Here is a 17,855-nt window from a genome sequence, read left to right as displayed (position 1 = left end):
AACCACCTGGCAGCCCCAGACCACCAAGCCACCCACACACGGGACTCGCTGCGCATCGGAACCACGCAACCCCCACCGAGCCGCCCCACAAACAGCACTCACCACGCCTCGACACCACCCCACCCCCAACAGGCGATCACACGGATGGCCCACCCGACGACCTTTCGGCATCGTGAAAGCAGGCGGCGTGCGTCACGAGTGGTGGCCTGGCTGAACAGGCGTTAACTAGGGTAGGTCGACACGCTGCGGTGAACAAAGGAGTTCCGTAATGCCTGAGGCCGTCATCGTTTCCGCCGCCCGGTCCCCCATCGGCCGCGCGGGCAAGGGCTCCCTGAAGGACATCCGCGGCGACGACCTGACCGTGCAGATGGTCAAGGCCGCGCTCGCGAAGGTGCCGGAGCTGGACCCGAACACCATCGACGACCTGATGCTGGGCTGCGGGCTGCCCGGTGGTGAGCAGGGCTTCAACATGGGGCGGGTGGTGTCCGTGCTGGCGGGCTACGACCGGATCCCCGGCACGACGGTGACGCGGTACTGCGCGTCGAGCGTGCAGACGACCCGGATGGCGCTGCACGCCATCAAGGCGGGCGAGGGCGACGTGTTCATCAGCGCGGGCGTCGAGACGGTGTCGAGCTTCGCGCGCGGCAACTCCGACGGCTGGCCGGACACGCACAACCCGCTGTTCGCCGACGCCGAGGCGCGGACCGCGTCGACGGCGGAGGCGGGTGCCGAGTCGTGGACGGACCCGCGCGAGGCCGGGCAGGTGCCGGACGTCTACATCGCGATGGGCCAGACCGCCGAGAACCTGGCGTGGGCCAAGGGCATCTCGCGCGAGGAGATGGACCAGTTCGGCGTGCGCTCGCAGAACCTGGCCGAGAAGGCCATCGCGAACGGGTTCTGGGCGCGCGAGATCACGCCGGTGACGCTGCCGGACGGCACCGTCGTGTCGGCCGACGACGGCCCGCGGCCGGGGGTGACGCTGGAGGGCGTGTCCGGCCTGAAGCCGGTGTTCCGGCCGAACGGCAAGGTCACCGCGGGCAACTGCTGCCCGCTCAACGACGGCGCCGCGGCGCTGGTGGTCATGAGTGACGTGAAGGCCCGCGAGCTGAGCATCACGCCGCTGGCGCGGATCGTGTCGACCGGCGTGTCCGGCCTGTCGCCGGAGATCATGGGGCTCGGCCCCGTGGAGGCGTCGCGGCGCGCGCTGGCGCTGGCCGGGATGAGCATCGGCGACATCGACCTGGTGGAGATCAACGAGGCGTTCGCCGCCCAGGTGATCCCCTCCTACCAGGACCTCGGCATCGACATCGACCGGCTGAACGTCAACGGCGGCGCGATCGCCGTCGGCCACCCGTTCGGCATGACCGGCGCGCGGATCACCACGACCCTGATCAACTCGCTGCAGTTCCACGACAAGCAGTTCGGTCTGGAGACCATGTGCGTCGGCGGCGGCCAGGGCATGGCGATGGTGCTGGAGCGCCTGAGCTAGTCGCCGCGCGTAACGAACCACCCCGACGAGGACGATCACTGGGCCATCCCGGTGGTCGTCCTCGTCGCGCGTCATCCGGGCCCCGCGAACTCGTCTCCACCTCGGAGCAGGGAGGCCCCGCATGACGTACACCTGGTGGCACAGCGGTTACGACCGGAGGTGCCACGCGTTCGAGTCCGCGCAGACCGCCGTGGCGGACCGCGTCTTCTACGAGGCGGTGTGCGAGCACAGCGTCCCGGTGGAGCGGCTGGAGCGCGAGCAGCACGGCCACCTGTGCGTGCCCTGCCTGGTCAAGGTGGGCGCGGCGCTGCCCGACGACGGGCCGGGCGGCTGGCGGGGCTGACGGACCCCGGACGCGCCGAAGGCGCCCGACCTGGTGGCCGGACGCCTTCGGTGTCGTTCGAGGGGTGTTCCCGCGATCAGTCCGAGTTGAAGTAGGACAGCAGTCGCAGGATCTCCAGGTACAGCCAGACCAGCGTCACGGTCAGGCCGAACGCGATCCGCCACGCGAACACCGCGGGCACACCGGCCCGGATGGCCTCGTCGGCGGCGTCGAAGTCCAGCAGGAAGCTGAACGCGGCGATGCCGATGCAGACCAGGCTGAAGATGATGGCGATGGTGCCGCCGTCGCGCAGGCCGAGACCGCCGGGCGTGATGAAGCTCGCGACCAGGTTGGCCAGCATGAGCACCGCGACGCCGATGACGGCGCCGGTGATCCACTTGGTCAGCTTGGGCGTGACCTTCACGGCGCCGGTCTTGTAGACGACCAGCATGCCGATGAACACGCCGATGGTGCCGATGATCGCCTGCACGACGATGGCGTTGCCGTTGTCGAACATGCGGCCGATGACACCGCTGACCGCGCCGAGGAAGACGCCCTCGGCGACGGCGTAGGCGAGCACGAGCGCCGGGCTCGGCTTCTTCTTGAAGATGTTGACCAGGGCCAACACGAAACCGATGATCATCGCCGGCAGTGCCAGCGCGTAGAGCTCCATCGCGAACGTGATGGTGCCCGCGACGAGGAGAACGGCCAGCGTGACGCCGGTCTTGGTCACCACGTCGTCGATGGTCATCGGGCGGTTGGCCGCCGATGGGGGCGCAGGGTCGTAGCCGGTGCCCGCTTGCTGCGGCGGCTGACCGAAGCCTGCGTAGTTGTTCCCGTAACCGCCGGTCGGCAGGTTGCGGAAAGCGGGGTTGCTGGTGGTGCGCACCTCGTCCTCCTGTGGCGTGCTGACGCCGTCACGGGGTTCAACGACCACACGAGTCGATCGGTTCCCGTCGGGTAAAAGTGACTTTACCTGGAGCGTCCAACCCGGACCTCGGCAACACCGGTCGCGGTACGTAACGATCGACACAACCGGGTGAACCTGATCGTGATCTCCACGCAACCTCCGGCCCGTACCGGCCGTCATTACCTTTCGTGGCAAGGAATGAGAAGCGGTTGCGCTGGGTGACGACCGGAGTGGCCCTCGGGGTCACGATGGCCGTGTTGATCACCATCGGGCGCACTCCCGAGCAGGGCGCGACCGCACCGGAGAACGTCGCCGCAGGCCTCCCGGCCCCACCCCGCACCCCCGTCGACACCAGCGACGTGCCCGTCGTGCCCCCGCCCGCCGAGCCGCGCGCCGAGTGGATGCACAAGCTCGGCCCGAACGAGAAGCCCCCGCAGTTCGTGATGTTCTCCTTCGACGGCGCCGCCTCCAAGGAGCACTGGGACCGCGTCCTGCCCATCGCCCGCGACGCCAAGGCCCACGTGACCGGCCTGCTGTCCGGCGTCTACATGCTCACCGAGAGCGAGGGCGCCACCGGCTACACCGGTCCCGGCCACGACCGCGGCGAGTCCGCCATCGACTTCGGCGGCAGCAGGCAGGACGTCGACCTGCGCATCGGCTACCTCAACGACGCCATCGCGGCCGGCCACGAGATCGGCACCCACTACAACGGCCACTTCTGCAAGGGCACCGAACCCAGCGTCGGCACCTGGAACACCGACCAGTGGAACAACGAGCTCGACCAGTTCTTCGCCATCATCGACAAGTCCCGCGCCCGCGGCTTCGCACTCGACCCGGCCAACATCCGCGGCGGCCGCACCCCTTGCCTGGAAGCCGACTGGAAAGCCGCCTTCCCCGCCATGAAGTCCCACGGCCTCGTCTACGACACCAGCCACGTCAGCCTCGGCGTCACCTGGCCCACCGTCATCGACGGCGTCTACGAGTTCCCCCTGCCCGAGGTCAAGGTCCCCGCCCTCAACAAGCAGGCCGTCATGATGGACTTCAACCTCTGGTCGGTCCTCAACGGCGCCAAAGAACAACCAGAACGCGCCGCCGAGTTCAGCTCCGTCGTCGTCGACACCTACCGCGACGTCTACCGCACCGTCTTCAACGGCAACCGCGCCCCGCTCACCATCGGCAACCACTTCAACGAATGGGCGGGCGGCGCCTTCGCCGACGCCGTCGAGAAGTTCATGGGCGAGGTCTGCGTCCTGAAGGACACGGTCTGCGCCACCTACACCGAAGTCATCCAGTGGATGCAACTACAAGACCCCTCCATCCTCGCCCAACTGCGCAGCTTCCCCGCCGCCCGCAACTAGACAGGCGAAGAGGAAGAGGCGACACCAACCAACCAACCAACCGACCCCACCCCCGTCGGGCGCAGCCCGCCAGCGCGCATCCGGCGCGAAGCGCCTGGGGCCTTGTCCGACGCGCAGCGAGGATGCAGTGTCGGACGGAGTCCGATGCTTGAGTCAGGCGGAGCCTGATGCTGGCGAAGCCAGACTTCCCCTCTGCCCCCGATCCACAGCGCCCTCCTGCCCGATCTTGCTTGTCAAGATGGCTTTATCGTCTTGACAAGCAAGATCGGGCATTGAGACAATCGCGCGCCGGGGGCCGGGCTTCGCACGGTGGGGAGGGCAGGGCCGGGCTTCCCACAGGTGGGAGGGCAGGGCCGGGCTTCCCACAGGTGGGAGGGCAGGGCCGGGCTTCCCACAGGTGAGAGGGCAGGGCCGGGCTTCCCACAGGTGAGAGGGCAGGGCCAGGCTTCCCACAGGTGAGAGGGCAGGCCCAGGCTTCCCACAGGTGAGAGGGCAGGCCCAGGCTTCACGCGCTGAGAGGGCAGGCCCAGACTCCGCCCAGCACCCCCACCACCAAACAGGGGGGTTAAACCCACCGCGCCCACCCCCCACCACCCCCCACACTCGACACCATGACGGACATGGACCTGCTGCGCGGTTTCCGCGACCGGCTCCGCCTCCAGTTCTGGGCTTTCGCACGGGTTCCCCTGGCCTTGGTCGGCCTCCCCCTCATCCCCCTCCAGCTCGTCCCCTACCCCCTCGTCCTCGTCACCATCGGCGTCCCCCTGCTCATCGGCACCAACGCCCTCACCCGCAGGTACATGGACGTCCACCGCACCTGGGCGGGCCGCGCCCTCGGCGAGGCCATCCCCCGCCCCTACCGCGTCCCCACCGGCGGCCCCATCGCCAAGGTCCGTGCGATCGCCACCGATCCCGCGACCTGGCGAGAACTCGCCTGGCTCCCCGTCAACGCGGTGTTGAGCGTCGTCCTGGGCGCGCTGCCGCTGATGTTCTGGTCCGGCGGTCTCCTCGGTTTCGCCGCACCCGCCCTGTGGGTGTTCGGCGCGGAGGACCTCGACTTCTCCGGTATCGGGCCGGACACGCCGTTCGGCTACGCGCTGGCGCCGATCCTCGGTGGCCTGTACCTCGTGGTGGCGTGGCGGCTCACGCCGTGGGCCACCAGGGTGCACGCGAGGGCGACCCGGTGGGCGCTCGCGCCGTCCGCGCGGTCCACGCTGTCGTCGCGGGTGCAGGAGCTGGCCGAGTCGCGGGCGGACACGGTGGACGCGCAGGCCGCCGAGCTGCGCCGCATCGAGCGGGACCTGCACGACGGCGCGCAGGCCAGGCTGGTGGCGCTGGGAATGAGCCTGGGGATGGCGGAGGACCTGCTGTCGCGCGACCCGGAGGCCGCGCGGGCGCTGCTGACCGAGGCCCGCGAGTCGTCCACGCTGGCCCTGTCGGAGCTGCGGGACCTGGTGCGCGGCATCCACCCGCCGGTGCTGGCCGACCGCGGGCTCGACGGCGCGGTGCGCGCGCTGGGGCTGGCGCTGCCGCTGCCGGTGGAGGTGGACGTCGAGCTGGCGGGCAGGCCGCAGGCGCCGGTCGAGTCCGCCGTGTACTTCGCCGTGGCCGAGACGCTGGCGAACGTGGCCAAGCACAGCGGCGCGACGTCGGCGTGGGTGCGGATCCGGCACGCCGACGACCGGCTGTCGGTGATGGTCGGCGACGACGGCCGCGGCGGGGCGGAGGTCGTGCCGGGTGGAGGATTGCGCGGGACCGAGCGCAGGCTCGCCGCGTTCGACGGCGCGCTCGGCCTGGCCAGTCCGGTCGGCGGACCGACCATCGTGACCTTGGAGCTGCCGTGCGTGTTGTCCTCGGTGAAGACCTCGTCCTCCTCCGGGACGGCCTGATCCGACTGCTGGGGGCGTACGGCTTCGAGGTGGTGGAGGCCGTGGACAACGGGCCGTCGCTGCTGGCCGCCATGGTGCGGCACCGGCCGGACGTCGCGGTGGTGGACGTCCGGCTGCCGCCGACGTTCACCGACGAGGGCCTGCGCGCCGCCATCGCGGCCCGCAAGCGGGTGCCGGGGCTGCCGGTTCTGGTGCTCTCCCAGTACGTGGAGCAGCTCTACGCGCGTGAGCTGCTGTCCGACCGGGCGGGCGGGGTCGGGTACCTGCTCAAGGACCGGGTGTCGGACGTGACCCAGTTCGTCGAGGCGATCCGCCGGGTCGCCGCGGGCGGCACCGCGATGGACCCCGAGGTGATCACGCAGCTGCTCGACAGCCACGTGCGCGACGAGCCGCTGGGGTCGTTGACGCCGCGCGAGCGGGAGGTGCTCGCGCTGATGGCCGAGGGCCGGTCGAACGTGGCCATCGCGACCCGGTTGTTCGTCGGGGAGAAGGCCGTCGGCAAGCACACCGCGAACATCTTCGCCAAGCTCGGGCTGCCGCAGTGCGACGACGACAACCGCCGCGTGCTGGCCGTGCTCGCCTACCTGAACAGCGGCTGACCGTCGTGACCGGTCAGTAGCATCGTCGCCATGACGGAGACGACGGAGCTGGCGGACGAGCTGTTCGCGCTGATGATGGCGGCCGACCCACTGGACGCGAGCCTCTACGGCATCAGCGGGTACGACGACCGGCTGCCCGACCTCAGCGAGGAGGGCGAGGTGGCCCTGCGCGCCGCCGCCGCGGACGTCGCGGCCCGCGCGCGGGCCCTCGCGACCGGCGACCCGGTCACCCGCGCGGTCGTCGCGCAGCAGGCGGAGGCGATCGTCGACCGGCTGGACGCGCGCTCCGCCGAGTACACGATCACCGCGTCGTTCTTCGCCCCCGCGGGCGCGCTGCTGACGATCCTGCCGATGGTCGCCGTGACCACCCCCGAGCAGGGCCGCGACTACCTGCTCCGGCTCGCCGCCGTGCCCGGTGTCCTCGACGTGCTGGCCGAACGGCACCGGGCAGGCCTGCTGGCGGGCCGCCTGCCGGTGGCGCACCTGGTCCGCGACGCCATCGCGTTCGTCGACCGCTACCTGGCCACCTCCGCCGACGAGGACCCGCTGGCCCGCCAGGAGCACGCCGAGCCCGGCTTCACCGCCGAGCGCGACCGGCTGCTCGCCGAGGCCGTGCGGCCCGCCTACCGGCGCTACCGGGACGTGTTGGAGGAGGAGGTCCTGCCCGCGGGCCGCCCCGAGGGCCGTCCTGGGCTGTGCTGGCTGCCCGACGGCGCCGCGATCTACAGCGCGCTGGCTCGGGTGCACACCACGACCTCCCGCACGCCCGACGAGCTGCACGAGACCGGGCTGGCGCTGATGGCCGAGCTCGCCGAGGAGTACGCCGTGCTCGGGCAGCGGGTGTTCGGCACGTCCGACCAGGCCGAGATCTTCGACCGGATGCGCACCGACCCGGAGCTGCGCTGGCGGGACGCCGAGGAGATGCTCGGCGCCGCGCGCGACACCGTGACGCGGGCCGAGGCCGCCGCGCCGGAGTGGTTCGGCACCCTGCCCGACTCGGCGTGCGTGGTCGCGGCCGTGCCGGAGACGGAGGCGCCCGGCGCCCCGACCGCCTACTACTCGCCGGGCGCGATGGACGGCTCGCGTCCCGGCACGTACTACGCGAACACCTCGCGGGCCCGGGAGCGGCACCGCTACCAGTCCGAGGCCATCGCGTTCCACGAGGCCGTTCCCGGCCACCACTTCCAGATCACCCTGGCCCAGGGCCTGACCGGGCTGCCGATGCTGCGCAGGCTGGCCGCGGTGACCGCCTACCTGGAGGGCTGGGGCCTGTACTGCGAGCGGCTGGCCGACGAGATGGGCCTGTACTCCGACGACACCTCGCGGCTGGGGATGCTGTCGCTGGACTCGATGCGCGCGGGCAGGCTCGTCGTGGACACCGGCCTGCACGCGCTCGGCTGGAGCCGCGCCCAGGCCGTCGACTACCTGCGCGGGAACACGCCGCTGCCGCTCGTGGAGATCGAGTCGGAGGTGGACCGCTACATCGCCGCGCCCGGACAGGCGCTGGCCTACATGGTCGGTCGGCTGGAGATCCAGCGGATCCGCGCCGAGGCCGAGCGGGCGCTGGGCGACGACTTCGACATCCGCGCCTTCCACGACCTGGTGCTCGCGGGCGGGCCGCTGCCGCTGGCCGTGCTGGACGAGGTCGTCACCGCGTGGAGCGCGTCCGCCGTCGTCGTCTGACCGGACCGCGCGACTTCGCCCGGTGAATGCGGATGGTCACTTCGCGATCGTCCACATTCACCCGTTCGGCGGGTCCCCCGAGTCGTGCCGATCACCGGGATCGAACACGTTCCGGCAGGTGGCGCGAGTAGTGCCCGCACCCCACTCCCGGCATGTGTTCCGCGACTCGCGGGCGATTACCGGAAAGACCTGCGGGGATCGGCACGACAAGCGGGAAGCGCGTCCGGTCGACACCGATGACCGGGTGCGGAATGCGATGCCGGACGCGGTGCGGAGAAGTTGTGCCACAACCTTGTCGTCCGGGTCGCGCACGGCACTCCGCCGACGTGCGACCAGTTCGGTTCCACGCCGCGGCCGCTACCAGCGGTCATTTCCTCGAATCGTTGTTACGAAACCGCGGCACCCCGGCCCATAAGAGTTCCGCACGTCGCGGACCACTCGTTTTCCGCAACCTCGCGGGGCCGCCCGTCGACCCTGGTCACCCGGCCGCACAGCAGGTGTCACCCCCGCTGGGCGCACCTGTCCCACTTCGTTTTCACCACTACGCCCAGTCACCTGGAATTCACTCCAAAGGAGTAATCGCTAAGTGGGAGTGAGAACGCGCGCCGACGACCGGATCCGTGACCGACCCGGAGTCGTAGGATGATTCCAAGTCAGGTTTGCACAGGCCAGAACGTTGTCTATGCTTAACAGCAGTAGTGCCCCCGACGGGAGTCGAACCCGTACCTGTGACCCTTTTAAGGGGCCTGCCTCTGCCGGTTGGGCTACGGGGGCAGCGGGCAGCTTAAGGGGAGTGCGCGGGTTCTCGTATCGGAATCGACTCAAGACACCCGCACGGCTCAACGCGTTCCGCTATTCCGGTCATTTGCGTAATGGACCGACGACCGTCATCCCCAATACCACTTCGTGATAGGCGTCACAGCCGATTGCCCGTTCCACCAGTTCGTCCCGGAGAGCCGCCGTGTAGCCGACTCCCAATCCCATCGCCGTGGCCACCAGGTACGCGGTCTGCGACAGGTGGCCGACATCCATCTGCACGACCCGGTAGGCGCGAGAGGTGTCGTAGCGCCAGCGGGTGCGTTCGAGCACGGCAGTGTAGGCCAGGACCAGTGGGGCCTCTCCGACCCACTCCTGGTCGCCGGCCGCCTCGGCGATCCGCTCGGCGGGCCACTCCGGTCCGAGGGGCTCCAGCGCGTGCCGGAGACCGTCGTAGTGGTACCAGCCCGCGGGCAGGCCCTCGACGTCGCGGACGTGGGCGTACAGCTCCACCGGGTGGCGGCCGCCGCCGGACGGGCTGGTCTTGAACACGGTCCCGGAACGGCCGATGCGCGACCTCATCGGCGACGGCCCGGCGAGCACGGCCAGCAGCTCGCCGACCTGCTCCAGCGCGAGGCCGTCGGTGCCGAACTCGCGGGTGGTGCGGCGGGCCAGCAGGACGTCGAGGACACCGGTCTCGCCCCAGCTCGGCCGGGCAGGCAGCACCGGCAAGGCGACCGCGTCGCCGCCGAGGGTGCGGAACGGGGCGGGCGGCGGCTCCTCGTCGAGCTTGGCCTCCAGCACCGCGTCGTGCTCGTCGGCGGCCAGGTACTCGGCGCCCGCCAGCGTGCGGCTGGCGAAGTGGAAGTGCCGGGCGGAAGCGCCCCAGCTGGACCACCCGTCGAGCATCGCCAGCTCGGCCTCGTGCTCGGGCGAGCCCTCCACGATGAGCACGCCCGCGGCCACGAGCTCGTCGAGCACCCGGCGCAGCACGGCGCGGTCCTCCTCGCCCAGCGGGGCGAGGAGGTCGTCGACCTCGGTGAAGGTGGTGAACTTGCGGCAGAGCAGCTCGGCGGTCTCGCTGATGGCGAACTGCCGGTGGTGCAGGTAGTCGTCCCAGACCACGGCGCCGTTCTCGTAGAACAGCGTCGAGTGTTCAGCGACCTTTGCCCGCACCTATCAGCTCCTTGAAGCGCGACGCCACCCAGTCGTGCACCGCGTCCGACACCAGGGTGTCCTCAGCGCGGTGTTCGAACCATCGCCAGTCGCAGTTGACGTTCACTTCCAGGAAGACGTGGTCCTTGCCCGTCACCAGGAGGTCGAACGCCGCGACCTGCACCTTCCAGTAACGGGCTAACGCCAGCAGCTTGTCCGTCACCGCCGCGGGCACGGTCGTGGGTGTCACCCGGACGGCGTCCGGGTCGACCCACAGCTGGGCGGGGTCGAGCTTGTCGACCTGGTAGGCGACGCACCGCTCGCCCACGACGAACACCCGCAGCTCGGTCTCCGACGGCAGGTACTGCTGCACGATCACCGGGGCGGACTCGGGCGCGTCGCTGGACCTGCTGGTCTCCAGCGGGCGCGGGAACAGGCCGTGCTGCACGCCGGGGCGCGGTTCGAGCAGGTGCCGCCCGGTGGTCTTCACGATGCAGTGCCCGCCGCCGGGCCGGGTGCGGCCGGGGCGCGTGGTCACCGCCGTGCGCGGGATGGTCAGGCCGAACGAGGCCGCGTCGGACAGCTGGGTGAGCCGGTCGAGGTGGGCCGTGGAACGGGTGGGGTTGACGTGCGCCCAGTCACCGCGGGTGGCCAGCCAGTTCGACACCGCGCCCCACTGGTCGACGGCGTAGGCGCCCGCCAGCGTGCCGGGCTCGACGGGGAGGGCGGAGAGCTCGAAGTGCCTGCGCCACACCAGCAGCGGACGCAGCAGCCACCGGTCGAGCTCGACCAGGGGCGCGTCGGTGTAGACGGTCAGCGGCAGGTCGACGCAGCGGTCGGCGTCGATGCGGGCCATCCGGATGCCGCGTTCGGCCAGGGCGATGGAGAGCTCGTTCATCTCCATGTCGGCGCTGCGCGCGAGCACCAGCACGCAGGGCACCGGGCTGCCGTCGCCTTCGTCGACCATGCCCATCCGGTGCACCTGCTCCTGGAAGTCCAGGGTCTTCGGTGGCGAGCGGAAGAGGTAGTTCTGGCCTTGGAGGAGGAGCGGAGTGGGCTTCACCGGAGTGCGACTCGGTTCGGCCAGTACTCTTACGGCTTCGAGCGGGGGTCTCTCGACCCCCCGCTCGGAAGCGGTCACGCTCAGTCGTCTTTCTTGCTTCGGAAACACTTCCCGGCCGTGACGTACTCAGCGGCGTACTCGGCCAAAGCGCGGTCCTCGATCTCACCGCGGCGAAGCTGTGCGGCCAGCTCCTCAAGGGACATCGCGGTCACCTCTTTCCCCAACGCGCGCATCACGCTTTCAGGTGATGCACAAGCAGTAGTCTCGGGTTCACGTAACGCAATGTCAAGATGAGGGCCCCGATGTTGCTCTATTTGGGGGCTTAAGTTACGGCACTAAGCCAGACGGGTGTCACCGGGCTGCAACCGAACGGCGCAGTGCCGGCAACACCCGTCGGGTGGGCTCAGCTCTTCGAAGCGCGGTCGAACTCCGCCTTCGGGTCGTTGATCTGACCGAGGGCGACGACCTCGCGTCCGTTGACGAACGCGAGCAGCCAGTCCATGAGAACACGGAACTTGCGGTTGAAGGTGGGCATTTTGGCGACGTGGTAGCCGCGGTGGGCCAACCAGGCCAGCAGGCCCTTCATCTTGATGCCGTAGACGTCCGCGACACCCTTGTACAGGCCCAGACCCGCGACCGAGCCGATGTACTTGTGGAAGTAGTCCTTCTGGTCCTTGCCGCGCAGGCTGGCCACGATGTTGCCGACGAGCACCTTGCTCTGCCGCACGGCGTGCTGGGCCGAGGGGCTGCACGTCGCCGTCGGGTCCTCCTCGGTGCGCGACAGGTCCGGCACGGCCGAGCAGTCACCGGCCGACCAGACGCCCGCGAGGCCCTCGACCTGGAGCTTGGCCGTGCAGCGGACGCGACCGCGCTCGTCGAGCGGCAGGTCGGTGTTGCGCAGCACGGGGTTGGCCTTGACGCCCGCGGTCCAGATGATCGTGTCGCTGTCGAACTCGGTGCCGTCGTCCAGGACGACGTGGCCGTTCTCCATGGTCTTGACCCTCGTGTCGAGGAAGACCTTCATGCCGCGCTTCTCGAGCTGCTGGACGGTGTAGACGCCCATCTTCTCGCTCACCTCGGGCATGACCCGCTTGGTGGCCTCGACGAGCACCCAGTTCATGTCCTCGGGCTTGAGCTGCGTGTAGTAGCGCAGCGCGTACCGGGCCATGTCCTCCAGCTCGGCCAGCGTCTCGATGCCGGCGAACCCGCCGCCGATGACGACGAAGCTGAGCAGCCTGCGCCGCAGCTCCGGGTCGCGGGTGCTCGCGGCCTGGTCGAGGCGCGACAGCACGTGGTTGCGGATGTAGATGGCCTCGCCGATGGTCTTCACGCCGATGCCCTGCTCGGCCAGGCCGGGGATGGGCAGCGTGCGGGCGATCGAGCCGAGCGCGTTGACCAGCACGTCGTACTCGATCGTCTCGACGTGGCCGTCGGCGGTCTCCAGCGTGACGGACTTGTCCGCGTGCTCGATCTTCGTCACGCGGCCGGTCACGACGTGGCAGCGGTTGAGGACCTTGCGCAGCGGCACCACGACGTGGCGCGGCTCGATGGAGCCGGCCGCCGCCTCGGGGAGGAAGGGCTGGTAGGTCATGTGAGGCTGCGGGTCGACAACGGTCACCGACGCCTCACCGGAACGCAGTTTCTTCTGCAACCCCAGCGCGGTGTACATACCGACGTACCCACCGCCGACGATGACGATCCTCGTGGGTTGCGACTTCACAGCAGCCATACGCACATGGTCGCACCGGAACCCCTGTGATCGCGCGTTCCGAGGGCCCGTTGTGACCACGGTCGCCGGGTGATCGCGGACACTCCGCGCGCTGACCTGCGGGAAGCGTCTCGGATGGGCATAACGCCTGAGAGGATCGATCCAGTAGCTCAGCTGGAACTGAGTCTTCCGGCCCCGTTCCTCAGCTTCTCGGGCGCATCAGGAGGACGGCTCCGACGACCAGTCCGACGGCGCTCGCGAGACCCGCGACCTCGACCACCGGCTCGGTCCCGCCCGCGGGCAGGACGGCGACCGCGCCGGCGAGCGCGAACACGACCAGCTGGGTCGCGGCGAACCGGCGGGCGGGGGCCTTGAGGGCCCGCGGGTGCAGCCGGGCGCGCGCCGGGGTCACGGCGGCCAGGGCGCACGTGAGGTGCACGAGGTGCAGCAGCACGACCACCAGCAGGACGCCCGGCCGCAGCGGGTCGCCGCCGGTGAAGGCGAGGGTGACCGCGGCGGTCCCGATCACCAGCGCCGGGGCCGCCGAGGCCGGGACGGCGACCGCGGCCAGCGCGACCAGGGCGAACAGGCCCAGCGCGACGCCCTGGACGCCGTTCGCCGCCAGCACGAGCGCCGTCGCGGCGCACGCCAGCGCGGCCGTGGCGCGCAGGAGCCAGGCCGGGAGGCCCGCGGGGAGGTGCACGGGGGCGCTCACCGGAGCGCCCTTCCCGGTGCCTCACGGCGGCGGTGCGGGCCGGGCGGAGCCGTCCGGGCGGACGGGGCGGGCGCGGGCGGGAAAGCTGTCCACGAGCTGTCAGGGGCGTTCACCGGACCACCGGCCGTCCGGGGCGGTTCGCCCGGCGCAGGGCGGCGGCCACGCCTGCCCCGTGGCCGTCCCAGGGGACGACGGCGATGCCGTGCTGCTTCATCGCCGCGAGCCGGGTGCGCTGTTCGAGCCGGATGATCCGCAGCGCTCCCCCGCCCCACGGCGACTCGGGGTCGGGGCGGAGGTCGGCGGGCAGCACGTCCACGGCCAGCACGAGGCTGCCGCGGCGGGCCGCCTGGACGGTGACCTGCACGACGTGGTCGTCCAGGAACGGGGACAGCACGACCACGAGGGCGCCGTGGGGAACCTGGTGGGCGTTGAGCACCGGACGCGGCGACCAGCCCGCCGACCGGGCGCACACGACGAGCTGGTTGCGCAGCCGGAGCAGCTGCCGCCGCCCGACGCCGGGCCGCACGCCCAGCTGCGGGCGGCCGAGGTCGGCCAGCGCCACCCGGTCGCCCTGGTGCAGGTAGCCGGCGGCCAGCGACGCGGCGGCGCGGACGGCGGTGTCGAGGCTGCCGCCGGGCCGGGACGTGCCGCCGGGGTGGCCGGTGGACCAGTCGGCGACCGCGCGGCCGAGGTCGAGGCGGGTGTCCAGGGCCAGCACGACGTCGGCGTCGGCCTCGGCGTGGTGCTCGCGCACGTGCAGGGTCGGGCTGCGCAGCGACACCCGCCAGTCGATGCGGCGCAGCCGGTCGCCGGGCTGGAACGCGCGGATGTCGCGCAGCTCCGTGGAGTCGCCGGGGCGGCGGGTGCGGTGCACGCCGACCAGCCCGGCGGCGCGCGCGGGCAGCAGCCCGGCGGGCAGCGCGTCCACGGGCGGCAGGACGACGCGGCCGCGTTCGACGCCGACGACGGGGCCGTGCACGAGCAGCGCGTCCGGGCCCGCGAACAGGTGGTCGGCCCGCAGGTCGACGCCGTCGCCCCAGGCCTCGCGGCGCAGCTTCACCACGATCGGCGCGCTGGTGGCGGGCAGCAGGTGGATCGGCCCCAGCTCCCCCGGCGTGCCCGGCACGGGCAGCCGCACGGCCAGCAGCTCGGTGCCGACGGCCGGGTCCACCTCGACGCCCGTGGTCGCCTCGCCCGGCTCGGCCGTGCGCGGCAGCGGGCGGACCGACACCGAGGGCTCGCCGGCAACCTCCGTGCCCAGCGCGAACAGCGCCGACACCAGGAACGGGGCGCCGAACAGGACCAGCTCCACCTTGTGCAGCAGCGCGCCGAGCACGACCAGCCCGACGCCGAGCAGGACCGCGCGGGCGTAGGCGTCGGTGGCGCGCCAGCCGGGGCCGCGCCCGCCGGTGAACGCCTCGCGGATCCGGTCCGCCCTGCTCACGAGCGGGTGCTCGCCGGGCCGGGGACCTTGCCGAGCAGCTCGGTGACGACCTCCACGCCGGTCGTGCCGGACGTCCACGTCTCGGGCCGCAGGGTCAGCCGGTGCGCCAGGGCCGCGACCGCGCACTCCTTCACGTCCTCGGGCAGCACGAACTCCCGCCCGTCCAGCACCGCCAGCGCCCTGGCCACCAGCACCAGCGCCAGCGCGCCGCGCGGGGACGCGCCCACCTCCACGGCCGGGTGCGCCCTCGTGGACGAGGCCAGGTCGACGCAGTAGCGCAGCACGTCCTCGTCGACCGCCACCCGTTCGACCCCGGCCTGGAGCTCGGCCAGCCTGGTCGGCTCGAACACCGGCGGCACCTCGGTCTCCTCGCGCTGCCGGACGAGCCTGCGGCGCAGCACCTCGACCTCCTCGTCCACGGGCGGGTAGCCGATGTCCAGCCGCACCAGGAACCGGTCGAGCTGCGCCTCCGGCAGCGGGTAGGTGCCCTCGTACTCGACCGGGTTCGCGGTCGCCAGCACGTGGAACGGCCTGGGCAGCGGGAACGTCCGCCCCTCGACGGTGACCTGCCGCTCCTGCATCGCCTCCAGCAGCGCCGACTGGGTCTTCGGCGGGGTGCGGTTGATCTCGTCGGCGAGCAGCAGGCCGGTGAAGATCGGCCCCGACCGGAAGCTGAACTCGCGCTCGGTCGGGTCGTAGAGGAACGAGCCGGTGACGTCCGCGGGCAGCAGGTCGGGCGTGCACTGCAGGCGGCGGAAGTCCAGGTGCAGGGCCTGCGCCAGGCTGCGGGCCAGCAGCGTCTTGCCCAGGCCGGGGACGTCCTCCAGCAGCACGTGGCCGCCCGCGAGCACCGCGGCGAGCGCCAGCCGCAACGACCGCTGCCTGCCGACGAGCACCGTGCCGACCGCGTCCAGCACGGCCGTGCACTCGGTCGCGATGTCCGCGACCCCCGTGGTCCTGCTCGACGTCACGTGGTCTCCAAGTTCTTCCGTCACAGGGCTTCCAGCCGGTCCAGCAGGTCGGACAGGGCCTTGGGGGTCGGCATCGCCGCGGCCGGGTCGGTCAGCAGCCGGTAGGCGTCCTCACCCAGCAGGGCACGGCCCTCGGCCAGGGTCGTCACACCCCGTTGGCGCAGCCGGGCGTCGGCCAGCGCGCGCAGCCGCGGCCGGATCCGGGTGGCGAACCGGTCCCGGTCCCGCGAGGCCTCGTCGAGCCTGCTCACCAGCGTGGAGGCCTGCACGGACGTGGCGCCGGACGCGTGCGCGGGCAACGGCGACCACGCGATGTCCGCCCCGCGCGGCAGCCGCGCGACCAGCAGCACGAGCCCCGCGATCGGCACCGCCACCACCGCCGCCCACCCCACCGGCGCGCCCAGCCGGTGCAGCACGAACCCGGCCACCGCCCCCACCGCGAGCGCCAGCAGCCCCGCCCGCACCAGCCCCAGCAGCGGCGTCATCCGCGGTCCAACGAGACCACGACCCGTTCCAGCGCGTCCACGGCCCGCTCGGCGTCCTGCGCGGACACCCCACCGGCCCCTCCGAACCGCGCCCGCTGGTAGAGCCCCCGCAACGTCGCCGCCGCCTCCGCGTCCACCTCGTAGCGCACCAGCAGCGCCCCCGTGAACTCCGTCGACGTCTCGTGCCGCCTCCTCGGCGCACCGCAGCGCTCCGCAGCGTCCTCCAGGTCCAGCCACGCCGCCACCACCGCGTCCGACGCGGGCCCACCCACCCGCTCCCGCAACTGCCCCAACGCCTTCCGCGCCCCCGACAGCAGCACGACCGCCCCTCCCCCGCCGTCCGCCGCCTCCTGCGCCGTCTCCCCCACCGCGTCGTACCCGCGCCGAACCCGACGACGACGCGGCCCGACCATGAACAGCACGATCCCCAACGACGCGACCGACAGCAGCACGAAGAGCACCACCAGCACCACCACGACCGATCCCCCCACCACCCCCGCCACCCCGTCCGACGCCAACAGGTCGTCCGTCGGCGGCGAAGCACTCCGCGCGGCCACCGCGGGCGGCACCAACCGCGCCCCATACACCACCGGCGAGCTGCCACGGGCCTCGAGCGCGACAAGCACCAACGCCGCCCCCACCAGCACCGCCCCCACCCACCGCGACCTCATGCCAGCAGCATGCCTGCCTCGGGGTCCGGGGACCACGGTTTAAGAGGACTCGTGCCCGGTGGTCAGCCGACCGGCCACACCCAACCGCGGTTGCCGTCCTGCGCGGGCTGGTGGGCGGAGGCGACCGACGTCACCGACTCGGGCACCTCGATCTCCACCGCGCCCTCGTACTTCGCGTTCGGCAGGATCGTGCCGGACAGCCTGCCGTCCAGGTCCGCGCAGCTCCCCGGCTCGGCGTCGTGCACGAACCCGTCCGCACTGATCCCCTTCAGCGAGAACGGGGCGAAGAGCTCCGGCGCCACCGCCGCCCCGTCCCGGCTCAACGTGCCGGTGGTCATCGAGACGCGCAGCAGCAAAATCTTCCGCCCCGCCGCGGGCGCCCGCCCGTACTGGTGGCACTGCGGGCTCGTCTCCACCGCCGTCACCTGGAACCTGACACCGCACGAGTCGATCACCGAACCGGAACAGTCCCACCCCGCCTGCTGTCCGATCGCCTTCGGCAGGAACCCCTGCGGCGTCAGCCCCGCCTTCTGCGTGGTCACGGCCGCCGAGGTGGTCTGCGGGGTGCTCACGGCGGTCCCACCGCTCGGTGTCGGACCGGGCGCCGCGGTGCCGGTGGCGTCCTTGGCACACGTTA

Annotated in this window: 17 protein-coding genes and 1 tRNA gene; 6 read left to right on the top strand and 12 right to left on the bottom strand. The window is 71.7% G+C overall.

The annotated features are described in order from the left end of the window. The first annotated feature begins 268 nt into the window (after positions 1–268). Positions 269–1,489: an acetyl-CoA C-acetyltransferase gene (locus CLV43_RS04845; RefSeq protein ID WP_106185671.1), complete on the top strand. Its 1,221-nt coding sequence runs from the start codon at positions 269–271 to the stop codon at positions 1,487–1,489. Between the two features lie 121 nt (positions 1,490–1,610). Continuing rightward, positions 1,611–1,832, top strand: coding sequence for a hypothetical protein (locus CLV43_RS04840; protein WP_106185670.1), 222 nt, complete (start codon positions 1,611–1,613; stop codon positions 1,830–1,832). A gap of 76 nt (positions 1,833–1,908) precedes the next feature. Here CLV43_RS04840 and CLV43_RS04835 read toward each other — a convergent pair whose 3' ends face one another. Further along, positions 1,909–2,700, bottom strand: a complete 792-nt coding sequence (locus CLV43_RS04835; RefSeq protein WP_106186031.1) for a Bax inhibitor-1/YccA family protein — start codon at positions 2,698–2,700, stop codon at positions 1,909–1,911. A 239-nt stretch (positions 2,701–2,939) separates the two neighbouring features. Between CLV43_RS04835 and CLV43_RS04830 the strand changes: the two genes are divergently transcribed. The 4 genes from CLV43_RS04830 to CLV43_RS04815 all read left to right on the top strand — a co-directional run bounded on the left by CLV43_RS04830 (position 2,940) and on the right by CLV43_RS04815 (position 8,250). Further along, positions 2,940–4,079: a polysaccharide deacetylase family protein gene (locus CLV43_RS04830; protein ID WP_245886124.1), complete on the top strand. Its 1,140-nt coding sequence runs from the start codon at positions 2,940–2,942 to the stop codon at positions 4,077–4,079. Positions 4,080–4,690: 611 nt separating this feature from the next. Further along, on the top strand, positions 4,691–5,968 hold the full coding sequence (locus tag CLV43_RS04825; RefSeq protein ID WP_106185669.1) for a sensor histidine kinase: 1,278 nt from the start codon (positions 4,691–4,693) through the stop codon (positions 5,966–5,968). Then, complete coding sequence (locus tag CLV43_RS04820) at positions 5,920–6,567, top strand: LuxR C-terminal-related transcriptional regulator (protein ID WP_106185668.1); 648 nt, start codon at positions 5,920–5,922, stop codon at positions 6,565–6,567. Before CLV43_RS04825 ends, CLV43_RS04820 begins: the two co-directional genes overlap by 49 nt. A gap of 30 nt (positions 6,568–6,597) precedes the next feature. Further along, positions 6,598–8,250, top strand: coding sequence for a DUF885 domain-containing protein (locus CLV43_RS04815; protein WP_106185667.1), 1,653 nt, complete (start codon positions 6,598–6,600; stop codon positions 8,248–8,250). Positions 8,251–8,949: 699 nt separating this feature from the next. Here the strand turns inward: CLV43_RS04815 and CLV43_RS04810 are convergent. The 11 genes from CLV43_RS04810 to CLV43_RS04765 all read right to left on the bottom strand — a co-directional run bounded on the left by CLV43_RS04810 (position 8,950) and on the right by CLV43_RS04765 (position 17,790). Beyond that, positions 8,950–9,024, bottom strand: a tRNA-Leu gene (locus tag CLV43_RS04810). 87 nt (positions 9,025–9,111) lie between these two features. Next, positions 9,112–10,182: a SagB family peptide dehydrogenase gene (locus tag CLV43_RS04805; protein ID WP_106185666.1), complete on the bottom strand. Its 1,071-nt coding sequence runs from the start codon at positions 10,180–10,182 to the stop codon at positions 9,112–9,114. Beyond that, entirely contained in the window at positions 10,163–11,224 is a 1,062-nt protein-coding gene (locus CLV43_RS04800; RefSeq protein ID WP_245886123.1) for an ATP-grasp domain-containing protein, read from the bottom strand. The genes CLV43_RS04805 and CLV43_RS04800 overlap by 20 nt, the downstream gene beginning before the upstream one ends. Before the next feature lie 80 nt (positions 11,225–11,304). Beyond that, positions 11,305–11,460 carry a hypothetical protein gene (locus CLV43_RS47605; protein WP_170155645.1) on the bottom strand — a complete coding sequence of 52 codons (156 nt, stop codon included), beginning with the start codon at positions 11,458–11,460 and terminating at the stop codon, positions 11,305–11,307. Between the two features lie 167 nt (positions 11,461–11,627). Beyond that, the gene (locus tag CLV43_RS04795; protein ID WP_106185665.1) at positions 11,628–12,953 is read right to left on the bottom strand and encodes an NAD(P)/FAD-dependent oxidoreductase; all 1,326 of its coding nucleotides are present in this window, start codon (positions 12,951–12,953) and stop codon (positions 11,628–11,630) included. 181 nt (positions 12,954–13,134) lie between these two features. Next, positions 13,135–13,647 carry a hypothetical protein gene (locus tag CLV43_RS04790; protein WP_106185664.1) on the bottom strand — a complete coding sequence of 171 codons (513 nt, stop codon included), beginning with the start codon at positions 13,645–13,647 and terminating at the stop codon, positions 13,135–13,137. A 109-nt stretch (positions 13,648–13,756) separates the two neighbouring features. Next, entirely contained in the window at positions 13,757–15,091 is a 1,335-nt protein-coding gene (locus CLV43_RS04785) for a DUF58 domain-containing protein (protein WP_106185663.1), read from the bottom strand. Next, positions 15,088–16,062: an AAA family ATPase gene (locus CLV43_RS04780; RefSeq protein WP_106185662.1), complete on the bottom strand. Its 975-nt coding sequence runs from the start codon at positions 16,060–16,062 to the stop codon at positions 15,088–15,090. The genes CLV43_RS04785 and CLV43_RS04780 overlap by 4 nt, the downstream gene beginning before the upstream one ends. A gap of 20 nt (positions 16,063–16,082) precedes the next feature. Further along, positions 16,083–16,547 (bottom strand): hypothetical protein, encoded by a 465-nt coding sequence (locus tag CLV43_RS04775; RefSeq protein ID WP_106185661.1) that lies wholly within the window; start codon positions 16,545–16,547, stop codon positions 16,083–16,085. After that, positions 16,544–17,218: a DUF4129 domain-containing protein gene (locus tag CLV43_RS49980; RefSeq protein ID WP_106185660.1), complete on the bottom strand. Its 675-nt coding sequence runs from the start codon at positions 17,216–17,218 to the stop codon at positions 16,544–16,546. The genes CLV43_RS04775 and CLV43_RS49980 overlap by 4 nt, the downstream gene beginning before the upstream one ends. Before the next feature lie 62 nt (positions 17,219–17,280). Further along, the gene (locus tag CLV43_RS04765) at positions 17,281–17,790 is read right to left on the bottom strand and encodes a hypothetical protein (protein WP_106185659.1); all 510 of its coding nucleotides are present in this window, start codon (positions 17,788–17,790) and stop codon (positions 17,281–17,283) included. Between the last annotated feature and the right edge of the window lie 65 nt (positions 17,791–17,855).

The organism is Umezawaea tangerina (assembly GCF_003002815.1).
Taxonomy (GTDB): domain Bacteria; phylum Actinomycetota; class Actinomycetes; order Mycobacteriales; family Pseudonocardiaceae; genus Umezawaea; species Umezawaea tangerina.
This window is presented reverse-complemented; position numbering and strand designations above follow the sequence as displayed.

Coding starts and splice junctions, on each gene's coding strand:
- CLV43_RS04825 (WP_106185669.1), top strand. CDS start 4,691: ATGACGGACATGGACCTGCTGCGCGGTTTCCGCGACCGGCTCCGCCTC.
- CLV43_RS04775 (WP_106185661.1), bottom strand. CDS start 16,547: ATGACGCCGCTGCTGGGGCTGGTGCGGGCGGGGCTGCTGGCGCTCGCG.
- CLV43_RS04845 (WP_106185671.1), top strand. CDS start 269: ATGCCTGAGGCCGTCATCGTTTCCGCCGCCCGGTCCCCCATCGGCCGC.
- CLV43_RS04795 (WP_106185665.1), bottom strand. CDS start 12,953: ATGGCTGCTGTGAAGTCGCAACCCACGAGGATCGTCATCGTCGGCGGT.
- CLV43_RS04815 (WP_106185667.1), top strand. CDS start 6,598: ATGACGGAGACGACGGAGCTGGCGGACGAGCTGTTCGCGCTGATGATG.
- CLV43_RS04840 (WP_106185670.1), top strand. CDS start 1,611: ATGACGTACACCTGGTGGCACAGCGGTTACGACCGGAGGTGCCACGCG.
- CLV43_RS49980 (WP_106185660.1), bottom strand. CDS start 17,218: ATGAGGTCGCGGTGGGTGGGGGCGGTGCTGGTGGGGGCGGCGTTGGTG.